Consider the following 19,618-nt stretch of genomic DNA (forward strand, 5'->3'; position numbering starts at 1 on the left):
TGTTCTTGGGAAAAATAGCAGATATCGCTGGAAGGTGAGAGGCAAAACCGCTGCCGCTTGGCGCAGCTTGTCACTATTTTCACATTTATTGTCTCGTCATCCGCGCGGCGTTAGGTCCACATTGCAATTATTCCGATAAAAACTATCGCTAATTAATGGGTTATATAGCCCTTGCCGTCGTCAGTCATTGAAAAAATTCTCGCAAAAAATTCGCACTGTGAAAATAAGATCACACAAGCGTAACAAAAGGTAAACAAACCCCTCCTATATTGGCTGCTTCGCTTTTGTGAGGGAGTGTCATGCGTAACTGGAACGAACCGAAAAAGAACAAAGCGCACATCGAACTGATCCCGATGATCGACGTGATGATGTTTTTATTGGTGTTTTTCGTCTTGATCAGCCTGAACGTCATTCCGGCGCTCGGGTTGAAAACGCAGCTGCCGTCCGCCGGCAGCGCGCAACAGCTGAAACCGCAGAAGAAAGCGATTATCACGCTGGGGGCCGACGAACAGCTGCAGCTGGATGGCCAGCCGATCGCGCTCGACGCGTTGGTCACGACGCTCAAGCAACAGCAGCAGGCCAACCAGACCACCACCATCATCGTCAACAGCGACAAAGGCGTGGCGGTCGAGCGGCTGGTGGCGGTCATGGATAACCTGCGCCAGGGCGGTTTCTTCTCCGTCTCCATCGCGACACGGAAGCTGTGACATGTATCTGCTCTATCGCTCACGTCATCTTTTCAGCTGGTTGCCGGCGCTGATTGTCGCCGGCTGCCTGCTGTTCGCCAGCCAGCAGGCGGCGCTGAAGATCCAGCCGCGCTACGACGAAACCGCCATCGAACTGGCGCTGGTGGAGCCTGAACCGGCACCTGAACCTCAACCGCAAACGCCGCCGGACCCCCAGCCCGAACCGCCGCCGCCCGAGCCGGAGCCGATCCCCGAACCGGTGGTGCCGGCGCCGGAACCGATCGTGGAAGCCAAGCCGGTGCCGAAACCGAAGCCCAAACCCAAGCCGGTGAAAGAGAAAGCCAAACCGGTGGAAAAGCCTAAACCGACGCCGGCGCCCGCCGCGCCGCGCGCGCTGGTCAGTAAACCGGCGGCGCAACCCGCACCGGCCGCCCCGGCGGCGCCGAAGGTGAATGCGCAGGCGATTGAAAACGGCTATCTGCTGGCCTTGCGCCGCGAACTGGAACAGCGCAAGCGCTACCCGACCGGCCGTCAGGCCTCCCTCGAGCGCCCGCAGGGCAACGTCGAGGTGTGGCTGGAGGTCGATCGCAGCGGGCGGGTGGTCTCTTCCGGCATCGCCAACAAAGCCGCCAGCATGCTGCTGAATCGCGCGGCGATGAGCAGCCTGCAAAGCATCAGTTCAGTGAAGCCATTCCCGAGCGACGCGTTCGCCGGGCAAACAACCAAAAGATTTACCGCGACGTTCAATTATCAGGCGCCTTAGCGCAAGGGTTAATCGTTTGATTTTTAAGGGATGCACACCATGAAATCGTTCAATCGTTCTGGGATCTATCTGGCGGTGATGTCGGCGATGCTGCCGGGCGCCGCGCTGGCGGCCGACGGCACCGACGTCGGCACCATCAGCGTCAAGGGGCAGTCGCTCGGCGGCGGCATGATGGTGCAGGACGACAGCGCCAAGGCGCGCTCCACCGTCACCAAAGAGGCGATGGATAAAATGCCGTCGGCGGCCAACGCCATCGACAAGCTGAAGTTCACGCCGGGCCTCAACGTCAACAGCAATGACGCCAGCGGCCTGAGCGGCGTAGACTACACCATGCGCGGCATGAACTCGGATCAGATCGGCCTGTCGATGGACGGCATCCCGATCAACGACTCCGGCAACTACGCGGTATACCCGAACCTGCTGGGCGATGCGGAGAACCTGGAAGAGGTGTTTGTCACCCAGGGCTCTTCCGAAGCGGACGGCCCGCATATCGGCTCCAGCGGCGGCAACATCGGCCTGGTAACGCGCCGCCCGGCGAAAGACTTCGGCGGTTTCGTCAAGCAAACGCTGGGCAGCAACAGCCTGAGCAAAACCTTCGCCCGCCTGGACACCGGCGAGTACAACGGCTTCAGCAACTGGCTCTCCTATTCGCACACCGAGGCGAAGAAGTGGCGCGGCGAGGGGCGGCTGTACTCCGACAAGTTCGAGATGAACTCGCTGTACGAAGACGGCAACGGCAACAGCAGCAATCTGGTGATGAAGTACAACCGCCAGAACAACACCAACTACAACACCCTGAGCAAGGCGCAGTTCCAAAACGACGGCCGCGACACCGACTATGCCACCACGCCGGAGTACAACAGCCGCGGACAGTTGAACAAGTATTACAAGCTCGAGCGCAACCCGTTCGAGAACTTCACGCTGTCGTTCACCCAGAAGCTGCAGCTGCGCGACAACCTGTCGCTGACCCTGCAACCGTATTACTACTGGGGCAACGGCGGCAGCTTCAACGGTCAAACCGCGTCGGTATTGTCCAGCACGTCGGACAGGGCAGGGCAGTACGATCTCAGCAACCTGAAATCCAACACCTACTACCGCCCGTCGTGGACGCAGACCTGGCGGCCGGGCATCACCACCAAGCTGAAGTGGGACATCAACGATCAGCACAGTCTGGATATCGGTTACTGGTATGAGCGCGCGCGCCAGCTGCAGACCCAGCCGTTCATCAGCATCAAGGGCGACGGCAACCCGTCGCAGATTTGGGGGCCGCCGGGCGGTTCCGATCAGGTGAAGGACGCCAACGGCAACACCGTTCAGGGGCGCAACCAGTACACTATCACCCCGGCGCAGAAGGTGTGGCTGCAGGATACCTGGTTCGCCACGCCGGACTGGACCTTCGTCGGCGGCCTGGCCTATCAGTACGTGGAACGTAAAGGGGACAATCGCGGCAGCCTGTACAACGCGCCGGAGAAACGCAAAGCCACCTATCATGAATTCCTGCCGAACTTCAGCGCCAGCTATAAGGTGAACCAGGAAAACCAGGTGTTCTACAACCTGACGCGCAACATGCGCACGCCGCCGAACTACGTGCTGTACAACGTCGGCGACTCGCTCAGCACCAAGCCGGAGCTGAGCTGGAACCACGAGCTGGGCTGGCGCTTCCAACAGGAAGACATGCTGCTGAGCGCCACGCTGTTCTACATGCGCTACAGCGATCGCCAGATCTCCACCACCAACGCGGCCGGCGACTACGAGATGATGAACATCGGCAACGTGGAGAACAAAGGGCTGGAGCTGGAGTGGAGCGGCCAACTGCCGCATAACTTCAACTACTACACCTCCTATACCTATACCCAATCGAAGCAGAAGAGCGACATCGTCAGCAACGGCGGGTTGCCGCTGCCGACCTCCGGCAAAGAGGTGCCGAACGTGCCGAAAAACCTGCTGAACATGACGCTGGGTTATGACGACGGCCTGTACTACGGCAGCGTCAGCGGCAAGTACGTCAGCGCGTTCTATGGCGATCTGACCAACGACGAGAAGATCGGCGGGCGCACGGTGTTCGATCTGGCGGCGGGGGTGCATCTGCCGGTGGACAAGAAAATCGTCAAAAGCGCCGCGCTGCGTTTTGGCATCAGCAACCTGTTTGACAAGGAATACCTGACCTCGGTGCGCACCACCACCTTCAACGCGGCGCCCTACGGCGGCGTGAAGGCCAGCACCCCGTATTACAACGTCGGCGAAGAACGCACCTTCAGCGTCTCGCTGGAAGCCACCTTTTAACTGAATGCCCCGCCGTCTGCCCGGCGGCGGGGAAGAGGAACCCTGTATGGACGCCAATCTGTTGCACGACATTATTTTTTACGTGATGTACGCCGCGCTGGCGATCGCGCTGGTGATCATCATCGAACGCACGCTGTACTTCGCCTACACCCAGCGTCAGGCGCGCCGGCTGGAGCAGGCGCTGACGCCGGAGGTACGCCGAGCGGCCGATCTGCCCGACGCGCTGACGCAGCGCAACAGCCTGCCGATGGCGGTGATCGCGCCGGTGCTGGCGCAGAAACACCGCGCCGGCGACCGTGAGGCGATCGGCGATCTGATCGACGCCCAGTACCTGCTGAGCAAGCCGCCGATGGCGCGCGGCCTGTGGCTGCTGGAAACCGTGGTCACCGCCGCGCCGTTGCTGGGGCTACTGGGCACGGTGATGGGGATCATCGAAACCTTCAAGGCGCTGGCCGCCTCGGGGGTGTCCGAGCCGAGTCTGGTGTCGGCCGGCATGGGCACCGCGCTGTACGCCACCGGGCTGGGCATCGCCATCGCGCTGCTGTGCCTGGTGGCCAACAATTTCCTGCAGAGCCGCATGGAGCGCATCAACGAACTGCTGAAGGTGCTGCTGATCCGCGCCGGTCAACCGGCCAGCCGTCCGGAGAGCGGCAGCGGCGAACAATGGGTTGACAGCGGAGCGCCGCGCTATGCCTAATGGCCATCCAGTACGGCGGCCGAGAGGCCGCCTTTATACGGCATTGTGGAGCGGTTGTTTGTTGATGTTGAGCCAGAGCGCTGCGGCGCGTTTTGCTATTCCCGGTTACGAGCTGGTGTACACCGCGCCGGTGGAAACCGCGCTGCAGGCCGACGACCTGCGCAACACCGCCGAGGTATGGCGCGAGATGTTCGACGCGGCGAAAACCCGCATCGATCTGGGGCAGTTCTACGTGGCGAATCAGGACGGTTCGCTGCTGGACGGCGTGCTGCAGCACCTGAAGTCGGCCGGCGAACGCGGGGTGAAAATCCGCTTTTTTGCTGGAAGAGAAGGGCATTCGCCTCTCCACCGCCGAGACGCTGGAACGGCTGAAGGCGATCCCCAATCTGGAGCTGCGCATCATCCCATACCAGAAGCTGAGCGGCGGCATTCTGCATGCCAAGTATCTGCTGGTGGACGGCGAGCAGGCGTTCGTCGGCAGCCAGAACTTCGACTGGCGCGCGCTGGAACACATTCACGAAACCGGGCTGCGCATCAGCGACGCCAGGGTGGTAGGGCAGATCCAGGCGATCTTCGAACAGGACTGGCGGGCGCAGGCGCTGCTGGCGCAGGATAAGCCGGTGCCGACGCTGCCCGATTCGCCGCCGACGGCGCAGCCGCAGGGCAACTATCTGGTGGCCAGCCCGCGCGCCTACAACCCGGCGGGCGTGCTCGATTCGCAGGCCGAGCTGCCGCGTCTGCTGGCTGACGCCAAACGGCGGGTGCGGGTGCAGGTAATGGATTACGCGCCGCTGTCGTTCGGCCCGGAGCGCAGTCGCCCCTTCTATGCGGTCATCGACAACGCGCTGCGCGGCGCGGCGGCGCGCGGCGTGCAGATCGAGTTGATGGTAGCCAACTGGAACACCAAAAAGCCGGATATCGCCTGGCTGAAGAGCCTGGCGCTGGTGCCGAACGTGCAGATCAAGGTGGTGACCATTCCGCCGGCCAGCAGCGGCTTCATCCCGTTTGCCCGGGTGATCCACAGCAAGCTGATGACCATCGACGATGAGATTGCCTGGGTGGGCACCAGCAACTGGACCGGCGGCTATCTGGACAACTCGCGCAATCTGGAGCTGGTGCTGCACAGCACGGCGATGAGCGGGCGGTTGGACAGGCTGTACCAACAGCTGTGGGACAGCGTCTACGCCGAGCCGTTGAAGCTGGATTACGATTACCCGACGCCCAAACCGGGCGGCGAATCCTGACGGTCAGGACGCGTTAACCCACGCTCCGCGTTGTTTACCGCCGCCATCCGGCCTTCTCCAGCGCCGTCACCAGCTGTTCGGCGCTCAACCCTTCCGCCCGATGGCCGTTGCCGCTGACGGTATTGGCCGCCAGCAACGCATTGACGATCGCCTCTTCCACCGCTTCCGCCGCCGCGGCGAACAGCGCCGAAATGTAGTCGTTGTTCACCATGCGCAGCGGTGTGGTGAAATCGCCTTTATTGGCGTAGTCGGCGGGCGGCAGGCCGTCGTTGCCGGTGGCGAAGGCGATAAAGATATCGCCGCTCGAATCCTCGGTGCCGCCGCCGGTGCGGGCGATGCCGATGCTGGCGCGCTGCGCCAGCCGCGCGCACTGGTGCGGCAGCAGCGGCGCGTCGGTCGCCAGCGCCACCACAATGGAGCCCATGCCGGGATGCGGCAACTGAGGCGTGAACGGCGAGGGGATATGCCCCAGGTGGCGGCCCACCGGGTAACCGCCGACCAGCAGCGACTCGCGCTTGCCGTGGTTGGCCTGCACGATGGCGCCCACCGTCCAGCCGCCTTGATCGGCGGGCAAGCGGCGCGATGCGGTGCCGCTGCCGCCCTTGAATTCATGACAGATCATGCCGCTGCCGCCGCCGACCACGCCTTCCTGCGGCAAGCCGCCTCTGGCCGCCTGCTGCGCCTGGCGCACGTGCTCGGCCTTGACGTGAAAGCCGTTGATGTCGTTGAGCAGGCCATCGAAGGTTTCCATCACCACCGGCATATTCCAGTACACCGCGTTGTCGCTCGCGGGCAGCGTTTCACGCTCCAGCGCGATCAGCGCATCGCGCACTACCCCCACGCTGTGGGTGTTGGTGAAGGCGATCGGGCTGGTCAACAGGCCCGCTTCTCGCACCCATTCCAGGCCGGTGGCGTCGCCGTTGCCGTTCAGCACGTGCACGCCGGCGAAGCAGGGCGCGTGGCGAGCGGAGCCGGGGCGCGGTTCGATTACCGTCACGCCGGTGCGCACGCTGCGCCCGTCCGCCAAATCGGCATGAAGGCTGGCATGGCCGACGCGCACGCCGGGCACGTCGGTGATGGCGTTCAGCGGGCCGGGCGTGCCCTGACCGATGGTGATGCCCAGATCCTGAGCGCGCTGCGTCATGGTTATTCTCCTTCTATTGAGGGGGTGGCGAGGGGCGCCGTCTGGCGGCCGCGCAAGTGGTTCAGCGCCAGCCCGAAGCCGATGATGCCGGCAATGATAATAAAGTCTTTCAGGCTGCTGGCGATCAAAATCGTCCACAGCACGTACAGGCAGCACAGCAGCGCCGCCGCCACCGGCAGCGGCCACAGCGGCATCAGGTACGGGTGATGGAAGTGGCGGCGACGGCGGCTGATCAGCGCCGCCACCGCCATGATGATGTACACCAGCAGCAGCAGGATCACGGTGAATGAGGTCAGCGATTCGAGGTCGGAGCAAAACGCCAGCAGCGCCGAGGGGACGCCGAACAGCAGGGTGGCGATCCAGGGGGTGCCGAAGCGCGGGTGGATGATTTTCAGCGCGCGGTTGAACGTCGGCAGCCAGAAGCCGTCGCGCCCGCTGGCGAACATCATGCGGCTGAACTGCGCCACGATGGCGATGATGGCGTTGAATACCGACAGATAGATCGCGCCGCTCACCACCCGCGCCAGCGTCGGGCCGCCGAGCTGGGTGACCACATACCCGACCGGATCGGCCTGTTTGGCCATCTCCGCCAGCGACGGCGAGCCGATCAGCAGGGCGGTGAACGGCACCAGTTCCACCAGCACCACGATGACCAGCGTCAGCATGATCGCGACCGCCATCGGTTTGCCCTGCTCGCGCATATCTTCCGCCATGTACACCGCCGCGCCGTAGCCGTTGTAGGAGAACAGCGCGACCCCGACCATGGCGACGATCAGCGGCAGCGAAACCGGCGCCAGGCTGCCCTGCGCGTCCAGCATCACCGGCGCGGTGAGGATCTCCGCGCTTTGATGCGGATGGCTGAAACCGAGCCAGGCGATCAGCGCCAGCACCGCCACTTCCACCACCAGAAAGGCGCCGGTCAGCAGGGCGTTGGCCTTGATGTTGAAAATGGCGCAGGCGCCGCCGATCAGCACGGTGATCATGCCGGCGGTGGAGGCGTCGAATGAGGTGCCCAACGCGGTATTCAGATAGGGCACGGCGCCGGTGGCCAGCACCGCCGGCACGAACAGCGCGGCGCTGAGAATAAACAGATAGGTCTGCAACCCGCACAGGGTGCCGAACAGGCGTTTGATGATGCTGTATTCGCCGCCGGCGCTGGGGTGCGCGGCGCCGAGCTCGGCATAGCACAGCGCGATGGTGGCGGCGACGCAGGCGGCGATCAGAAACGACAGAAAGGCGCCGCTGCCGGCGCTGGCGATCGCCAGCGGCGCGATGACGAAGATCGAGCTGGCCGGCGTCACGCCGGAAGCGGTAATCATCACCACGTCGAGGACGCTGAGATTGCCTTTGAAAGTGTGTTCAGGGGCGGACTCTTTCATGGTTAACGACTCCATTAACGTGTGAGTGAGTAATTGTTTTGCTGCACAGGCTGTACGCAGAAATCAAATGGAGCGCGCTAAATGCCGGGGAGCGTTGCTCCCCGGAAGTTTATTGTTCTTATGTGTTACCCCTGCCCCGACGGGAAGCTGAAGCTGGCGCGGCGGGCATCACCGGAGGCCGGCCAGCGCTGGGTAATGGTCTTGCGTTTGGTGTAGAACCTGACCGCGTCCGGGCCGTAGGCGTGCAGATCGCCGAACAGCGAGCGCTTCCAGCCGCCGAACGAGTGGTAGGCCACCGGCACCGGCAGCGCCACGTTGATCCCCACCATGCCGACCTGAATGCGGCTGGAGAAGTGGCGCGCCGCTTCGCCGTCACGGGTAAACAGACAGGTGCCGTTGCCGTATTCATGGGCGTCGATCAAGGCCATCGCCTCCTGCAGCGACGCCGCGCGCACCACGCCGAGCACCGGGCCGAAGATCTCCTCCTGATAGATGCGCATGCCGGGCGTCACGCGGTCGAACAGCGTCGGGCCGAGGAAATACCCCTGGCTGGGGCGGCCGTCGGCGTCCGTCACGCGCAGTTCGCGGCCGTCCACCAGCAGCTCGGCGCCTTCGGCCACGCCCTGATCGATGTAGCCTTTCACCTTCTGATAATGCTGTTGAGTCACCAGCGGCCCCATGTCGTTGCGGTTGTCGCTGCCGGGGCCGACGCGCATGGCGGCCATCTGTTGCCGCAGCCCGGCGATCAGCGCGTCGGCGGTGCCGTCGCCCACCGCCACCACCAGCGGGATGGCCATGCAGCGCTGGCCGCAGGAGCCGAACGCCGCGCCCATCAGCGCGCCGACCGCGCCGGGGATATCGGCGTCCGGCAGCACCACCGCGTGGTTTTTGGCGCCGCCCAGCGCCTGCACCCGTTTGTTTTGGCCGCAGCCGGTGTGATAGATGTGTTCCGCGACCGGCGTCGAACCGACGAAGCTTATCGCCTTCACGCGTCCGTCATGCAGCAGCGTCTCTACCGCTTCGCGATCGCCGTTGACCACGTTGAGCACCCCCGGCGGCAGCCCGGCCTCCGCCGCCAGCCGCGCGATATACAGCGCGGCTGAAGGGACGCGCTCGGAAGGTTTCAGCACGAAAGTATTGCCGCAGGCGACCGCCATCGGCCACATCCACAGCGGCACCATCGCCGGGAAGTTGAACGGGGTGATGCCCGCCACCACCCCGAGCGGTTGAAACTCGCTCCAGCTGTCGATGCCCGGGCCTGCCTCTTTGCTGTGTTCGCCTTTCAGCAGTTCCGGCACATAGCCGGCGTATTCGATATTCTCGATGCCGCGCTGCAGTTCGCCCAGGGCGTCGCTGAGCACTTTGCCGTGCTCGGCGGTGATCAGTTGGCAGATGGCATCGGCGTGCTGCTCCAGCAGATCCTTGAGCTTCATCATGATGCGCGCGCGCTTCAGCGGCGGCGTGTCGCGCCAGGCGGGATAAGCCTGCTCGGCGGCGGCGATGGCGCGCTCCACCGTGGCGCGATCGGCCAGCAGCACCTCCTGCGCCGATTGGCCGGTGGCCGGGTCGTAAACCGGCTGGCTGCGTTCGCCGCCGGCGGCGGGTTCGCCGTTGATCCAATGGGTAATGGTCATGGTTCGCTCCTTATTCGGTGGCGTTGAGGGCATCGCCGACGGCGTTGATCAGCGCATCGATCTGCGCTTCGCTGCTGATGAACGGCGGCGCCAGTTGCAGGGTGTCGCCGCCGTAGCGCACGTAAAACCCGCTTTCCCAGCAGCGCATCGCCGCTTCGAAGGGCCGCCGCGCCGGTTCGCCGGGCCGCGCCGCCAGCGTGATGCCGGCCGCCAGGCCGATATTGCGAATGTCGGCGACGTGTTTGGCCCCCTGCAGGCTGTGCACCGCGCGCTCGAAGTAGGGCGCCAGCGCCTGTACGCGCTCCACCATTTGTTCGCGCTGCAGGATGTCCAGCGTCGCCAGCGCCACCGCGCAGCTGACCGGATGGGCGGAGTAGGTGTAACCGTGCGGGAATTCGAGCTGGTAGTCCGGCTCGCCGCCGTTCATGAAGGTTTGGTAGATCTCCGGCCGCACCACCACGGCGCCCATCGGCTGCGCGCCGTTGGTCACCTGTTTGGCGATGTTCATGATGTCCGGCGTGACGCCGAACGCCTCGGCGCCGGTCATCGCGCCGCAGCGGCCGAAGGCGGTGATCACTTCGTCGAAGATCAGCAGAATGTCATGCTGGGTACAGATCTCGCGCAGGCGCTGCAGATAGCCGACCGGCGGCACGATCACCCCGGCGGAGCCGGAGAACGGTTCGACGATCACCGCGGCGATCGTCGAGGCGTCGCGCAGCGCGATGATGCGGTTGAGCTCTTCCGCCAGCTCCGCCCCCTGTTGCGGCATGCCGCGCGAAAAGGCGTTGCCGGCCAGCAGGGTGTGCGGCAGATGGTCCGCCTCGGCGCCGGCGCCGAACGTCTTGCGGTTGCCGGCGATGCCGCCGACCGAGATGCCGCCGAAGTTAACGCCGTGATAGCCCTTTTCCCGGCCGATAAAGCAGGTTTTGCCCGCCTGGCCTTTGGCGCGCCAGTAAGCGCGCGCCATTTTCAGCGAGGTGTCCGCCGCTTCCGAGCCGGAGCCGGTGAAGAACACGTAATCCAGCCCCGCCGGCGTCAGCGCCTTGATTTTGTTGGCCAGCTCGAACGACAGCGGGTGGCCGAACTGAAACGCCGGCGAGTAATCCAGCGTCGCCAACTGGCGCTGGGCGGCGTCGGTGATTTCCTGCCGGCCGTGCCCCAATCCGCAGCACCACAATCCGGACAGGCCGTCGAAAATCTTTCTGCCGTCGTGGCTGGTGTAATACGCCCCTGCGGCCTGAGTAATGATGCGCGGCTGCGCTTTAAAATTGCGGTTGCCGGTAAAAGGCATCCAATGGGCTTCTAACCCTTCGGCATCGAGACGATTAAGCGAATAATTTTCAGCGGCCATGTTTTCCTCCGGGCAGGAAAATAAGTGCGATTAATTAAATAAAATGAGTTGTTAACGAATTGTTGTGCGAAATTGACTATGTACCGCTTGTTCTCTACTGTGAATAATCATATGTCGAAACTTACTTAAGGTTTTATGCAAGTAAAAAAAGCGCGCGTTGCTGGGACAATTGTCGGATATGGATCTGCGTTTGCTGCGGGTATTCAAGGCCGTGGTCGACTGCGGCGGCATGAGCGCCGCCGAACTGGAGCTGAATATCAGCCTGTCGACCATCAGCAAGCACATCAAGGATCTGGAGCAGCGGCTGGGCCTGACGCTGTGCCAGCGCGGGCGCGAGGGCTTTGCGGTCACCGACGAGGGGCTGATTATCTACCAGGAAACCGTCAACCTGCTGGCGGCCACCGAGGCGTTCCGGCGCGGGGTGGACGAGGTGCACCAGCGCATGGGCGGGCAGCTGCACGTGGCGATATTCGACCATACGGTCAGCAATCCGCAGGCGCAGATCGGCCGGGCGATCGCGTTATTCAGCGAGCGCGCGCCGGAAGTTTCTTTGCAAATGTACGTGGAGCCGATTAATACCATTGAACGTGGCGTTATTGACGGGCAATTTCAGGTTGGCGTTATTCCCATGCACCGCAGCGCGGAAAGTTTATCTTATCATTCGTTATTCAGTGAGAGGATGTTCTTATATTGCGGCGCGCAGCATGAATTATTTTCCGCCCGCCATGAAACATTAAATTGGGATCTGCTGCACAATTATGCTTTCGCCGGATTGGGCTACCATTCGCCGAATATGGAACTGAGCCTGCAGCAGCATTTGCATCGCAAGGCGACGGGGTTCGCGCAAGAGTCGATCGCCACGCTGATCCTGTCCGGCAAATACGTCGGCTTTTTGCCGGATCACTACGCGGCGTTTTTTGTGGCGCAGAACCTGATGCGGGCGATTAAACCGGCGCTGTTCCGCTATCACTGCGAGTACTCCAGCGTGCTGCGCCGCTCGCCGGTGCCGCAACGGGTGGTGAAGCTGTTCCATGAGTGCCTGCTGGCGGCCCACGGAACAGCGTGACGCTTACTGCTCTTTCTTCTTGCCGAAGATTCTGATCAGCGCGCCGACCAGGATGCCGACCGCGATGCCGGCGAAGATCCAGCCGATGATGCCCATTTCCTTAACTCCTGCTAGTGCGTTGATCTGATTATATAATCATTCGACGCGAAACGCCTCTTCGATCATCCGTTGCCGCTGCGCCGGCGCATAGTCGATCCAGGAATTCTTGCTGTTGGATTTCTCGAGCGCCACCGCCAGCTCCTGGCCGGAAATCGGCAAATCGTCCTGCCAGAACGGCGCGATGGCGTGGCGGGTGATGAAATCGCTCAGGTAGCTCTCCGGGCTGCCCTGCCAGTGCGGGTACAGTCTGGCGGCCAGCTCGGCCATCAGCGCGCGCTGCTGCGGCTGTTCGCTGGTTTCCAACAGGGCGAGGAACGGCAGCAGCAGGCGACCGCAGACCTGCCCGTGGTGGTAGTCGCGCAGCGCGCCGATCTCGCCGGCGATGCCGTGAATGACTCCCAGCCCGGCGGCGCTCAGCGTCAGTCCGCCGAGGTAGGAAGCCTGCATGATCGCCTCGCGCGCCGCGTCGCTGCGGTTAAGCGCCGGCCAGGCGGCGAGGAAGTGGCGGATGCCGCTCAGCGACATATCGCGCGTCATGGCGCCGGCGGTTTTCGACAGATAGGCCTCGAACAGGTGGGTGAAGGCGTCGATGGCGCAGTAGGCCAGCACCTTTTCCGGGGCGCCCGCCAGCAGCTGCGGATCGAGAATGGCGGTGTGCGGCACGAAGTTGTTATGACGCAGCGAGGCTTTCACCTTGCTGACCTGGGTATCGGTGATCACCGCGTTCTGCGTCACCTCGCTGCCGGTGCCGGCGGTGGTGGGAATGGCGATCAGCGGCAGGGTGGCGCCGCTGATTTTGCTGTCGCCCACCTTTTCCATATAGCGCAGCGTTGGCAGCGGGTGCTCAACCAGCGCGGAGAACGCCTTGGCGGCGTCCAGGACGCTGCCGCCGCCGATGGCCACCACGCGCCGCGCCTGGCCGCGCCAGCGCGCCACCCAGGCGTCTATTTCCTGCGGCGACGCCTCGTGGCTGACGATCTCAGTGCCGATAAGCAGCGGCGTCAGCGATTCGCGCAGGCCGGCGTACACCGGGCCCTTGAGAACAGATCGGCAGCTGAACAGCAGCGTCGGCTGCGGATCGGCAAGCAGCAGCGGCGGCAGTTGCTGGATGCTGCCGTGGCCGAACCAGGTCTGGCGGTTGGCGATGATGTGGCTGACGGACATGAGGTCTCCTTGACGACGTTGCAGAGCGCGATGCCACAGCATAAGCCAGCGGGCGCGGAGCGGCCACCGCTTTCCCCGCTGCGGCAACTTGTGAGTTGTTTAACATGTAAACGATCGCGTTCTTGCATTTCGGCGCGCCGGATGCTTTTTTTAACAGTACTGGCCGCCATGCGGCTAACCCCATCCGAAATCGGTAGATTGTTAATGTATTAATAATGGCGAGGCGGGTATGGAAATTCAGGTTGAACGCTTGTCTGCGGTGATCGATGCGGTGGCCAGCCCGCGCTTTTATCCCAGCCTGTTGAATTGGCTGGAGGGGTTTTTCGCCTTCGACAACGCCATCGTCTATGCCTTCGAACGCGGCCGGCCGCCGCGCTGCCTGATCAAAACCGAGCGGGAAAACAGCGATGCGGTCAACCAGATCTACCAACAGGGTGCCTACCTGCAGGATCCGTTTTACCGTGCGCTGAACGACGGCGGCGAAGGTGAGGTGCTCACGCTGCGCCAGCTGGCGCCCTGCGGGTTTTATCACAGCGACTATTACCGCAATTTTTATCGCAAGACCGGCTGGCATGACGAGGCCGGCGTGCTGCTGCAGCTGACGCCGGAGCGCGGGCTGGGGGTATTCTTCGGCTCGGCGCGCCGCACGGTGGCGGTGCGCTACCCGCAGCGGGCGGATCTGCGCAGCGCGCTGACGCTGGTGAAAAGCGTGGCGCGGCTGCACGGCGAAGTGGTGGCGGCACCGGCCGAGGCCGACACGATGAACGACGACGGTGGGCAGGCGCGTTATCTGCTGACGCCGCGCGAGCGGGAGATCGTCGATTTGATCCTCGCCGGCTGCGGTTCGCAGCAGATTGCCGACCGGCTGTTCATCAGCCTCGGCACGGTAAAAAATCACCGCAAGAACATTTACGGCAAGCTGAACATCGGCTCGCAGGCCGAACTTTTCAGCCTGCTGCTGGCCGCCCCGCAGCGGCGCAGCGCGTGAATGTTAATTTTTTGTAGCAAATGTCCCTAAGGGGACATAGCGAACGATTCCACGGCTCCCGATAATCCGATGTCATGGCATAGGCAATCGGGAGTGCGGCAGTGAACAACGAAATCGAGTCCTTAACCTACTACGCGGCGACCAAAAAATACGATCTGCGCTTCCCGACGCTGGAAGAGGATCTGGACGTTGACGTGGTGATCATCGGCGGCGGCTTCTCCGGCATCAACACCGCGCTGGAGCTGGCGGAGAAGGGCATCACCAACATTGCCATTCTCGAAGGCCGCTATCTGGGTTACGGCGGCACCGGGCGCAACGGCGGCCAGGTGATGGCCGGTATCGGCCACGATCTGGAGAAGATCAAGCGCCACGTTGGCCCGGCCGGGCTGGAAACCATCTTCAAAATCAGCAACCTCGGCGCCGGCATTATCCGCGAGCGCATCAAGAAATATGACATCGACGCCGACTTCTGCTTCGGCTACGGCTATCTCGGCAGCAACGCACGCCAGGAGAAGACCCTGCGCGGCTGGCTGAAGGAGTTCAAGGCGGTAGCGCCGCAGGAGGAGATTGAGCTCTACACCGGGGCGGAGGTGAAGCAGGTGGTGGGCTCCGACGCCTACACCTGCGCGCTGAAACACATGGGCGGCGGCCACGTGCATTCGCTTAACCTGTTGCTGGGCGAGGCCAAGGCGCTGAGCGGCTACGGGGTGAAAATCTTTGAGAACAGCAGCGTGCTCAACGTGGAGTATGGCCCGCGCATCACGGTGCGTACCGCCATGGGCTCGGTGCGTGCCAACAAGATGCTGTGGGCCTGCAACGGCTTCCTCAACGGCATGGAGCCGCAGATCTACCGCAAGACCATCAATACCTACGCCTTCCAGCTGGCCACCGAGCCGCTGTCTGACGATCTGATCCGCCAGATCAGCCCGATCCGCGGCGCCTATAGCGACATTCGCCCGGTGATCGACTATTACCGGGTGACCAACGAAAACCGGCTGCTGTTCGGCAGCGCCACCCGCCTGATCGAATATTTCCCGTCGGATCTCAAGGCCTGGAACCGCAACCTGATGCTGAAGGTGTTCCCGTACCTGAAAGACGTGAAGATCGATCTGGCCTGGGGCGGCCCGCTGTGCTGCAGCGCCAACCTGTTCCCGCAGATCGGCACGCTGCCGGATCGCGACAACGTATTTTACGTGCAGGGCTACTCCGGCTTCGGCGTGACGCCGAGCCACATCGTGTGCAAGGTGCTGGCGGAGGGCATGAGCGAAGGGTCCGATCGGTACGATCTGATGAGCTCGATCCCGCACGTCAACATCTTCGGCAAGGACAAGCTGCGGCGGGTGATGACCACCGCCGGTAAGGTTTGGCACCAGACATCCGGCTACTGGAAAGGCCGCCGTTAACCCTCAGAGGAGAATCACATGAAACCGTTACTGCTTAAACAATCGCTGCCTGAACTGCTGGAGATCGGCAGCGTCAGCAACCTGGGCGCCACGGTGATCGCCGGCACGCCAAACGTCGGCGTGGCCAGCATCTTCGGCGAGCCGACCGACAACCTGAACTGCGGCGTGTTCAGCTGCACCCGCGGCAGCTTCGTGATGGAGTATCCGTTCGCCGAGCACGCCACGGTGTGGGAAGGCAGCGCCACCCTGACCAACGAACGCACCGGCGAGTCGGTGCAGTATCAGGCCGGCGACTCCTGGTTCGTCGAGAAGGGCACCCCGGTGCGCTGGGACATCACCTCGGATCGCTTCGTCAAACACTACCTCGCCATCGTCGAGGGCTGACGCTTTTATGCCCCCTCAGCATGCTGAGGGGGAACGCCTTAGCCCAGCGCCCGCGCAATAAAATCGGTCACCCGCTTGAGGATCTGATCCTTATTGGTTTCGTTAAAGCTCTCGTGCCGCCCACCTGCATTGATCAGCTGTTCGAAGTCGTCGCCCCGCAGACGGTCGAGCGCGGTTTGCGTTTCACTCATCAGCACCAGCCGATCGTCGTCGCCGTGGATCCACAGCGTGGGCAGCGCGCCGAAGCCCGGCCCGGCGTTGATGGCGGCGAGCATCCGCTGCATGGCGCGCAGGGTGGGGCGCTTGAACGGCCCGTGCCACACCAGCGGATCCTCCTGATAGGCCGCGCCGACCGCCGGATCGCGCGCCAGGGTGGCGGTATCCAGCGGCGAGTCGGGGATCGTCGGCAGTTCGGCCAGATCGGAAATCGCCGTTCTGTCGCCGAGCAGCGGGCCGGACAGCACCAGCGCGCGCACTTCCTCGCCATGGCGCTGCACGTAGCGGGTGGCAATCATGCCGCCCATCGAGTGGCCGATCACCACCAGCGGCAAGGTGGGATATTGCTGCCGGAAATGGTTGACCACGCGCTGCACGTCGTCGACCACGGCGTCATAATCTTCGATCAGCACGCGTTCGCCCTGCGACAGGCCGTGGCCGAGATGGTCGGGGCCGAACACCCGCGCGCCCTGCGCCTGCAGCGTGCGCGCCACGTATTGATAGCGGCCGAGGTGCTCGCCGTAGCCGTGCACCAGCAACGCCAGATAGCGCGGCTTGTCGTTTCCCCAGTCGTGCACGGCGATGTCGCCGTGACGGCCTTTGATAAAGCTGACGGTTTGTTCGGACATGTTATTGTTCTCATGGTGGTAGGGTTGCCCTTCAGCGTAGCGGCTGGCGGCGAGGTTGTCAGGGGCGCCGGGTGCGGCGCCCGCAGAGAGGGGGGTTACAGGCCGAACTGGCGTGCCAACGCGTCGAGCGCTTCACGCTGGAAGCGGTTGAACGCGTCGCGCGGCTGCTGTTGCTGGATGAACGCCAGCAGCGGATCCTGCACTTCCGTGCGCACGCCGCTCAGCTGTTCCATCACCGCCAGCCCGCAGAACGGCACGTAGGATTCGGCGTAGCCGCCTTCATGCACCATCACCAGTTTGCCGCCGCACAGCCGGTCGGCGGCCTCCTGCACCAGCGCGGTCATGGCGCGGAAGCTGTCGCTGTGCAACTGCATGCGCGCCAGCGGATCGAGCGCGTTGGCGTCGTAACCGCAGGCGACGATGATCATCTCCGGCTCGAATTTTTCCAGCGCCGGGATGATGATGCGCCGCATGGCGTGCAGGTAGCCGTCATCGCCGGCGCCGGCCAGCATCGGCACGTTAACGTTGCAGCCCGCCCCGGCGCCTTCGCCGCGGTCCCGTTCGCCGGAATAGCCCGCCGGGAAGCAGCCGTCCTGATGCAGCGACAGCGTCAGCACGTCGCCGCGCCGCCAATAGATGTGCTGGGTGCCGTTGCCGTGGTGCACGTCCCAGTCGAGCACCGCCACTTTTCCGAGGCCGTAACGGGCCTTGGCGCGCTCGATGGCGATCGGGATATTGGCCAGGAAGCAGAAGCCCATCGATTGATCCGGCAGGCAGTGGTGGCCCGGCGGGCGCGACAGCGCATAGGCATTATCCAGCTCGCCTTGCAACACCGCCTCCACCGCCGCGCAGGCCAACCCGGCGGAGAGTTTGGCGATTTCATAGCTGCCCGGCCCCAGCGGCGCCTCTTCCCCCAGCAGGCCGCCGCCGCTGTCGCTCACCTGTTTGAAGCGCTGCAGATAGTGGGCGGGGTGGATGCGCAGCAGGTCTTCTTCCGTCGCTGGTTCGGCGCTCAGCAGGGTGAGCCGGCGCGACAGGCCGGACACGTCCATCAGGTTCTTCATGCGCCGTTTGGTTTCCGGCGATTCGGCATGGCCGGCGCCCGAGGGCGGTTGCACCCAGCCGCCGACCGGCAGGGTGGTGGCGTGCAGGCCGGTGCTGTGCCAGAAACAGCGTTCATCAAACAAGAAACCGGTTGTTCTTTTCACCTTTCTCCTCCTGTTATACGGCGCGGTGCGCGCGGTGAAGCCAGCGAAATCAACAGCAGCGACAGCAGCGCGCAGCCCAGCGCGCCAAACAGCAAGGCGTTGAAACCGCCGGAAGATTCGATCAGAGAGCCGGCCAGCGTCGGACCGATGGCCATGCCGCCGCCGATCACCAGGTTGATGCCGTTCATCAGCTTGCCGTCGTTATCCAACCCGGCGACCCGCGCCAGAATGAACGGCAGCACGAAGGTCCAGGTGAATTTGAACAGCAGGGCCGCCAGGGCGAAGCGCAGTAGCAGGGGTTGACCCACCAGCAGCGCCACGCTGGCCAGCAGCAGGGCGTATCCCAGCGCGATCGGGTGCCCGCCGCCGAAGCGCGCGCCGATCAGCGCCGCGGCCCCCGCGCCGACGATGCCGAGCAAGGTGGCGACGGCCAGCACCTGGCCGCTGTGGGCCGGCGACAGCCCGGCGCCGGCGGCGATGCCGCCGATAAAGGTCCAGACCGCGCTCAGGCTGATGTAAAAGGTCAGCACCGCCAGCACGGCGCACAGCTTGCGCGCCAGCGAGGCGGCGGGGCCGCTGCGGGCGGTGCGGGCGGCGGTGAAACCGTTGGGGAACGCCGGGATGAGCGGCAGGCAGCACAGCATGATGGCGGCCAAAATCAGGTAGACCGCCATCAGGCCGAAGTGCGCAAACAGCGGTGGCAGCACCAGCAGCCCGACCGCACCCAGCACCAGCTGGCCGAGCACCCAGAAGGCATAGACGCGGCTGGGATTGGCGGTGCCGGCAGCGCAGGTGATGCACAGGATCATCAGGGTGCCGCCCGCCAGCGAGGCGATGAAGCGCAGCGGCAGCAGCAAGGTAAAATCTTGCACCAGCGCCGAAGCCAGGTTGCCGGCGATAAACACCAGCGCCGACAGCGTAGCGACCCGCCGCCAGTTGATGCGCCCGATCCACCACCACGCCGGCAGCGTGGCCAGGCTCATGGCGCCGAGTTCGGTGGAGAACAGGTGGCCGATCTGCGCCGGGCCGAGCTGCCACTGAGTCGCGAGCTGGGCGGCCACGGCGGGGGCGGTCATCAGAATGCCCGGCGCGATGGCGGCGAAGACGATAATGGCGGTCAACAGCCGCGGCGGGCAGGGGAGCGCCGTGCCGACGGCGGGCGCGGAAACCGAATCACTGGACATAAACCTTTTCCCCGAGCGTTGAGTGACGATGAAATATCCCGCCCGGCCCGATTGCGGGCAGGGGGAGGCCGCGCCATAAATGGCGAATATGTTTTG

16 protein-coding genes and 1 pseudogene are annotated in these 19,618 nt (G+C 63.7%); 9 read left to right on the forward strand and 8 right to left on the reverse strand.

Features of this window, described 5'->3' with window-relative positions; genetic code table 11:
- The first annotated feature begins 299 nt into the window (after positions 1–299).
- The 5 genes and pseudogenes from SERRSCBI_RS02695 (at position 300) to SERRSCBI_RS02715 (ending at position 5,673) form a co-directional block, all read left to right on the forward strand.
- On the forward strand, positions 300–707 hold the full coding sequence (locus tag SERRSCBI_RS02695) for a biopolymer transporter ExbD (RefSeq protein WP_021504179.1): 408 nt from the start codon (positions 300–302) through the stop codon (positions 705–707).
- Position 708: 1 nt separating this feature from the next.
- Entirely contained in the window at positions 709–1,449 is a 741-nt protein-coding gene (locus SERRSCBI_RS02700; RefSeq protein ID WP_042783618.1) for an energy transducer TonB, read from the forward strand.
- Positions 1,450–1,488: 39 nt separating this feature from the next.
- Positions 1,489–3,732 carry a TonB-dependent receptor gene (locus SERRSCBI_RS02705; RefSeq protein WP_033651386.1) on the forward strand — a complete coding sequence of 748 codons (2,244 nt, stop codon included), beginning with the start codon at positions 1,489–1,491 and terminating at the stop codon, positions 3,730–3,732.
- A 46-nt stretch (positions 3,733–3,778) separates the two neighbouring features.
- On the forward strand, positions 3,779–4,429 hold the full coding sequence (locus SERRSCBI_RS02710; protein ID WP_016929215.1) for a MotA/TolQ/ExbB proton channel family protein: 651 nt from the start codon (positions 3,779–3,781) through the stop codon (positions 4,427–4,429).
- Positions 4,422–5,673: pseudogene (locus tag SERRSCBI_RS02715) on the forward strand (phospholipase D-like domain-containing protein). The gene SERRSCBI_RS02710 and the pseudogene SERRSCBI_RS02715 overlap by 8 nt, the downstream one beginning before the upstream one ends.
- A 34-nt stretch (positions 5,674–5,707) precedes the next feature.
- Here the strand turns inward: SERRSCBI_RS02715 and SERRSCBI_RS02720 are convergent.
- The 4 genes from SERRSCBI_RS02720 to SERRSCBI_RS02735 form a co-directional block, all read right to left on the reverse strand.
- Positions 5,708–6,817 (reverse strand): P1 family peptidase, encoded by a 1,110-nt coding sequence (locus SERRSCBI_RS02720; RefSeq protein WP_042783619.1) that lies wholly within the window; start codon positions 6,815–6,817, stop codon positions 5,708–5,710.
- Positions 6,818–6,819: 2 nt separating this feature from the next.
- The gene (locus tag SERRSCBI_RS02725) at positions 6,820–8,196 is read right to left on the reverse strand and encodes an APC family permease (protein ID WP_033641746.1); all 1,377 of its coding nucleotides are present in this window, start codon (positions 8,194–8,196) and stop codon (positions 6,820–6,822) included.
- A gap of 125 nt (positions 8,197–8,321) precedes the next feature.
- A complete protein-coding gene (locus SERRSCBI_RS02730; RefSeq protein WP_042783620.1) occupies positions 8,322–9,830 on the reverse strand; it encodes a CoA-acylating methylmalonate-semialdehyde dehydrogenase in 1,509 nt (502 codons plus the stop codon).
- A gap of 10 nt (positions 9,831–9,840) precedes the next feature.
- Positions 9,841–11,181 carry an aspartate aminotransferase family protein gene (locus tag SERRSCBI_RS02735; protein ID WP_042783621.1) on the reverse strand — a complete coding sequence of 447 codons (1,341 nt, stop codon included), beginning with the start codon at positions 11,179–11,181 and terminating at the stop codon, positions 9,841–9,843.
- 178 nt (positions 11,182–11,359) lie between these two features.
- Between SERRSCBI_RS02735 and SERRSCBI_RS02740 the strand changes: the two genes are divergently transcribed.
- Positions 11,360–12,247 carry a LysR family transcriptional regulator gene (locus tag SERRSCBI_RS02740; RefSeq protein ID WP_071883529.1) on the forward strand — a complete coding sequence of 296 codons (888 nt, stop codon included), beginning with the start codon at positions 11,360–11,362 and terminating at the stop codon, positions 12,245–12,247.
- Between the two features lie 135 nt (positions 12,248–12,382).
- Here the strand turns inward: SERRSCBI_RS02740 and SERRSCBI_RS02745 are convergent, their stop codons facing one another.
- The gene (locus SERRSCBI_RS02745) at positions 12,383–13,510 is read right to left on the reverse strand and encodes an iron-containing alcohol dehydrogenase (protein WP_042783623.1); all 1,128 of its coding nucleotides are present in this window, start codon (positions 13,508–13,510) and stop codon (positions 12,383–12,385) included.
- 229 nt (positions 13,511–13,739) lie between these two features.
- Here SERRSCBI_RS02745 and SERRSCBI_RS02750 point away from each other — a divergent pair, with 229 nt between their 5' ends.
- From SERRSCBI_RS02750 to SERRSCBI_RS02760, 3 genes are all read left to right on the forward strand, one after another.
- On the forward strand, positions 13,740–14,498 hold the full coding sequence (locus tag SERRSCBI_RS02750) for a helix-turn-helix transcriptional regulator (RefSeq protein WP_042783624.1): 759 nt from the start codon (positions 13,740–13,742) through the stop codon (positions 14,496–14,498).
- Positions 14,499–14,599: 101 nt separating this feature from the next.
- The gene (locus SERRSCBI_RS02755) at positions 14,600–15,901 is read left to right on the forward strand and encodes an FAD-binding oxidoreductase (RefSeq protein WP_033636959.1); all 1,302 of its coding nucleotides are present in this window, start codon (positions 14,600–14,602) and stop codon (positions 15,899–15,901) included.
- Positions 15,902–15,919: 18 nt separating this feature from the next.
- Complete coding sequence (locus SERRSCBI_RS02760; protein ID WP_042783625.1) at positions 15,920–16,285, forward strand: cupin domain-containing protein; 366 nt, start codon at positions 15,920–15,922, stop codon at positions 16,283–16,285.
- A gap of 38 nt (positions 16,286–16,323) precedes the next feature.
- Here the strand turns inward: SERRSCBI_RS02760 and SERRSCBI_RS02765 are convergent, their stop codons facing one another.
- The 3 genes from SERRSCBI_RS02765 to SERRSCBI_RS02775 all read right to left on the reverse strand — a co-directional run bounded on the left by SERRSCBI_RS02765 (position 16,324) and on the right by SERRSCBI_RS02775 (position 19,522).
- Positions 16,324–17,130 carry an alpha/beta hydrolase gene (locus tag SERRSCBI_RS02765; RefSeq protein WP_042783626.1) on the reverse strand — a complete coding sequence of 269 codons (807 nt, stop codon included), beginning with the start codon at positions 17,128–17,130 and terminating at the stop codon, positions 16,324–16,326.
- 95 nt (positions 17,131–17,225) lie between these two features.
- Positions 17,226–18,338, reverse strand: coding sequence for a class II histone deacetylase (locus tag SERRSCBI_RS02770; protein WP_042783628.1), 1,113 nt, complete (start codon positions 18,336–18,338; stop codon positions 17,226–17,228).
- Positions 18,335–19,522, reverse strand: coding sequence for an MFS transporter (locus tag SERRSCBI_RS02775; RefSeq protein WP_042783629.1), 1,188 nt, complete (start codon positions 19,520–19,522; stop codon positions 18,335–18,337). The genes SERRSCBI_RS02770 and SERRSCBI_RS02775 overlap by 4 nt, the downstream gene beginning before the upstream one ends.
- Between the last annotated feature and the right edge of the window lie 96 nt (positions 19,523–19,618).

The sequence above is a fragment of the Serratia sp. SCBI genome (genome assembly GCF_000747565.1).
Lineage (GTDB): Bacteria > Pseudomonadota > Gammaproteobacteria > Enterobacterales > Enterobacteriaceae > Serratia > Serratia ureilytica.

Bases quoted from the DNA above. Each gene is read 5' to 3' on its own strand.
- SERRSCBI_RS02695 (WP_021504179.1), top strand. From the start codon at position 300: ATGCGTAACTGGAACGAACCGAAAAAGAACAAAGCGCACATCGAACTG.
- SERRSCBI_RS02700 (WP_042783618.1), top strand. From the start codon at position 709: ATGTATCTGCTCTATCGCTCACGTCATCTTTTCAGCTGGTTGCCGGCG.
- SERRSCBI_RS02705 (WP_033651386.1), top strand. From the start codon at position 1,489: ATGAAATCGTTCAATCGTTCTGGGATCTATCTGGCGGTGATGTCGGCG.
- SERRSCBI_RS02710 (WP_016929215.1), top strand. From the start codon at position 3,779: ATGGACGCCAATCTGTTGCACGACATTATTTTTTACGTGATGTACGCC.
- SERRSCBI_RS02720 (WP_042783619.1), bottom strand. From the start codon at position 6,817: ATGACGCAGCGCGCTCAGGATCTGGGCATCACCATCGGTCAGGGCACG.
- SERRSCBI_RS02725 (WP_033641746.1), bottom strand. From the start codon at position 8,196: ATGAAAGAGTCCGCCCCTGAACACACTTTCAAAGGCAATCTCAGCGTC.
- SERRSCBI_RS02730 (WP_042783620.1), bottom strand. From the start codon at position 9,830: ATGACCATTACCCATTGGATCAACGGCGAACCCGCCGCCGGCGGCGAA.
- SERRSCBI_RS02735 (WP_042783621.1), bottom strand. From the start codon at position 11,181: ATGGCCGCTGAAAATTATTCGCTTAATCGTCTCGATGCCGAAGGGTTA.
- SERRSCBI_RS02740 (WP_071883529.1), top strand. From the start codon at position 11,360: ATGGATCTGCGTTTGCTGCGGGTATTCAAGGCCGTGGTCGACTGCGGC.
- SERRSCBI_RS02745 (WP_042783623.1), bottom strand. From the start codon at position 13,510: ATGTCCGTCAGCCACATCATCGCCAACCGCCAGACCTGGTTCGGCCAC.
- SERRSCBI_RS02750 (WP_042783624.1), top strand. From the start codon at position 13,740: ATGGAAATTCAGGTTGAACGCTTGTCTGCGGTGATCGATGCGGTGGCC.
- SERRSCBI_RS02760 (WP_042783625.1), top strand. From the start codon at position 15,920: ATGAAACCGTTACTGCTTAAACAATCGCTGCCTGAACTGCTGGAGATC.
- SERRSCBI_RS02765 (WP_042783626.1), bottom strand. From the start codon at position 17,130: ATGTCCGAACAAACCGTCAGCTTTATCAAAGGCCGTCACGGCGACATC.
- SERRSCBI_RS02775 (WP_042783629.1), bottom strand. From the start codon at position 19,522: ATGTCCAGTGATTCGGTTTCCGCGCCCGCCGTCGGCACGGCGCTCCCC.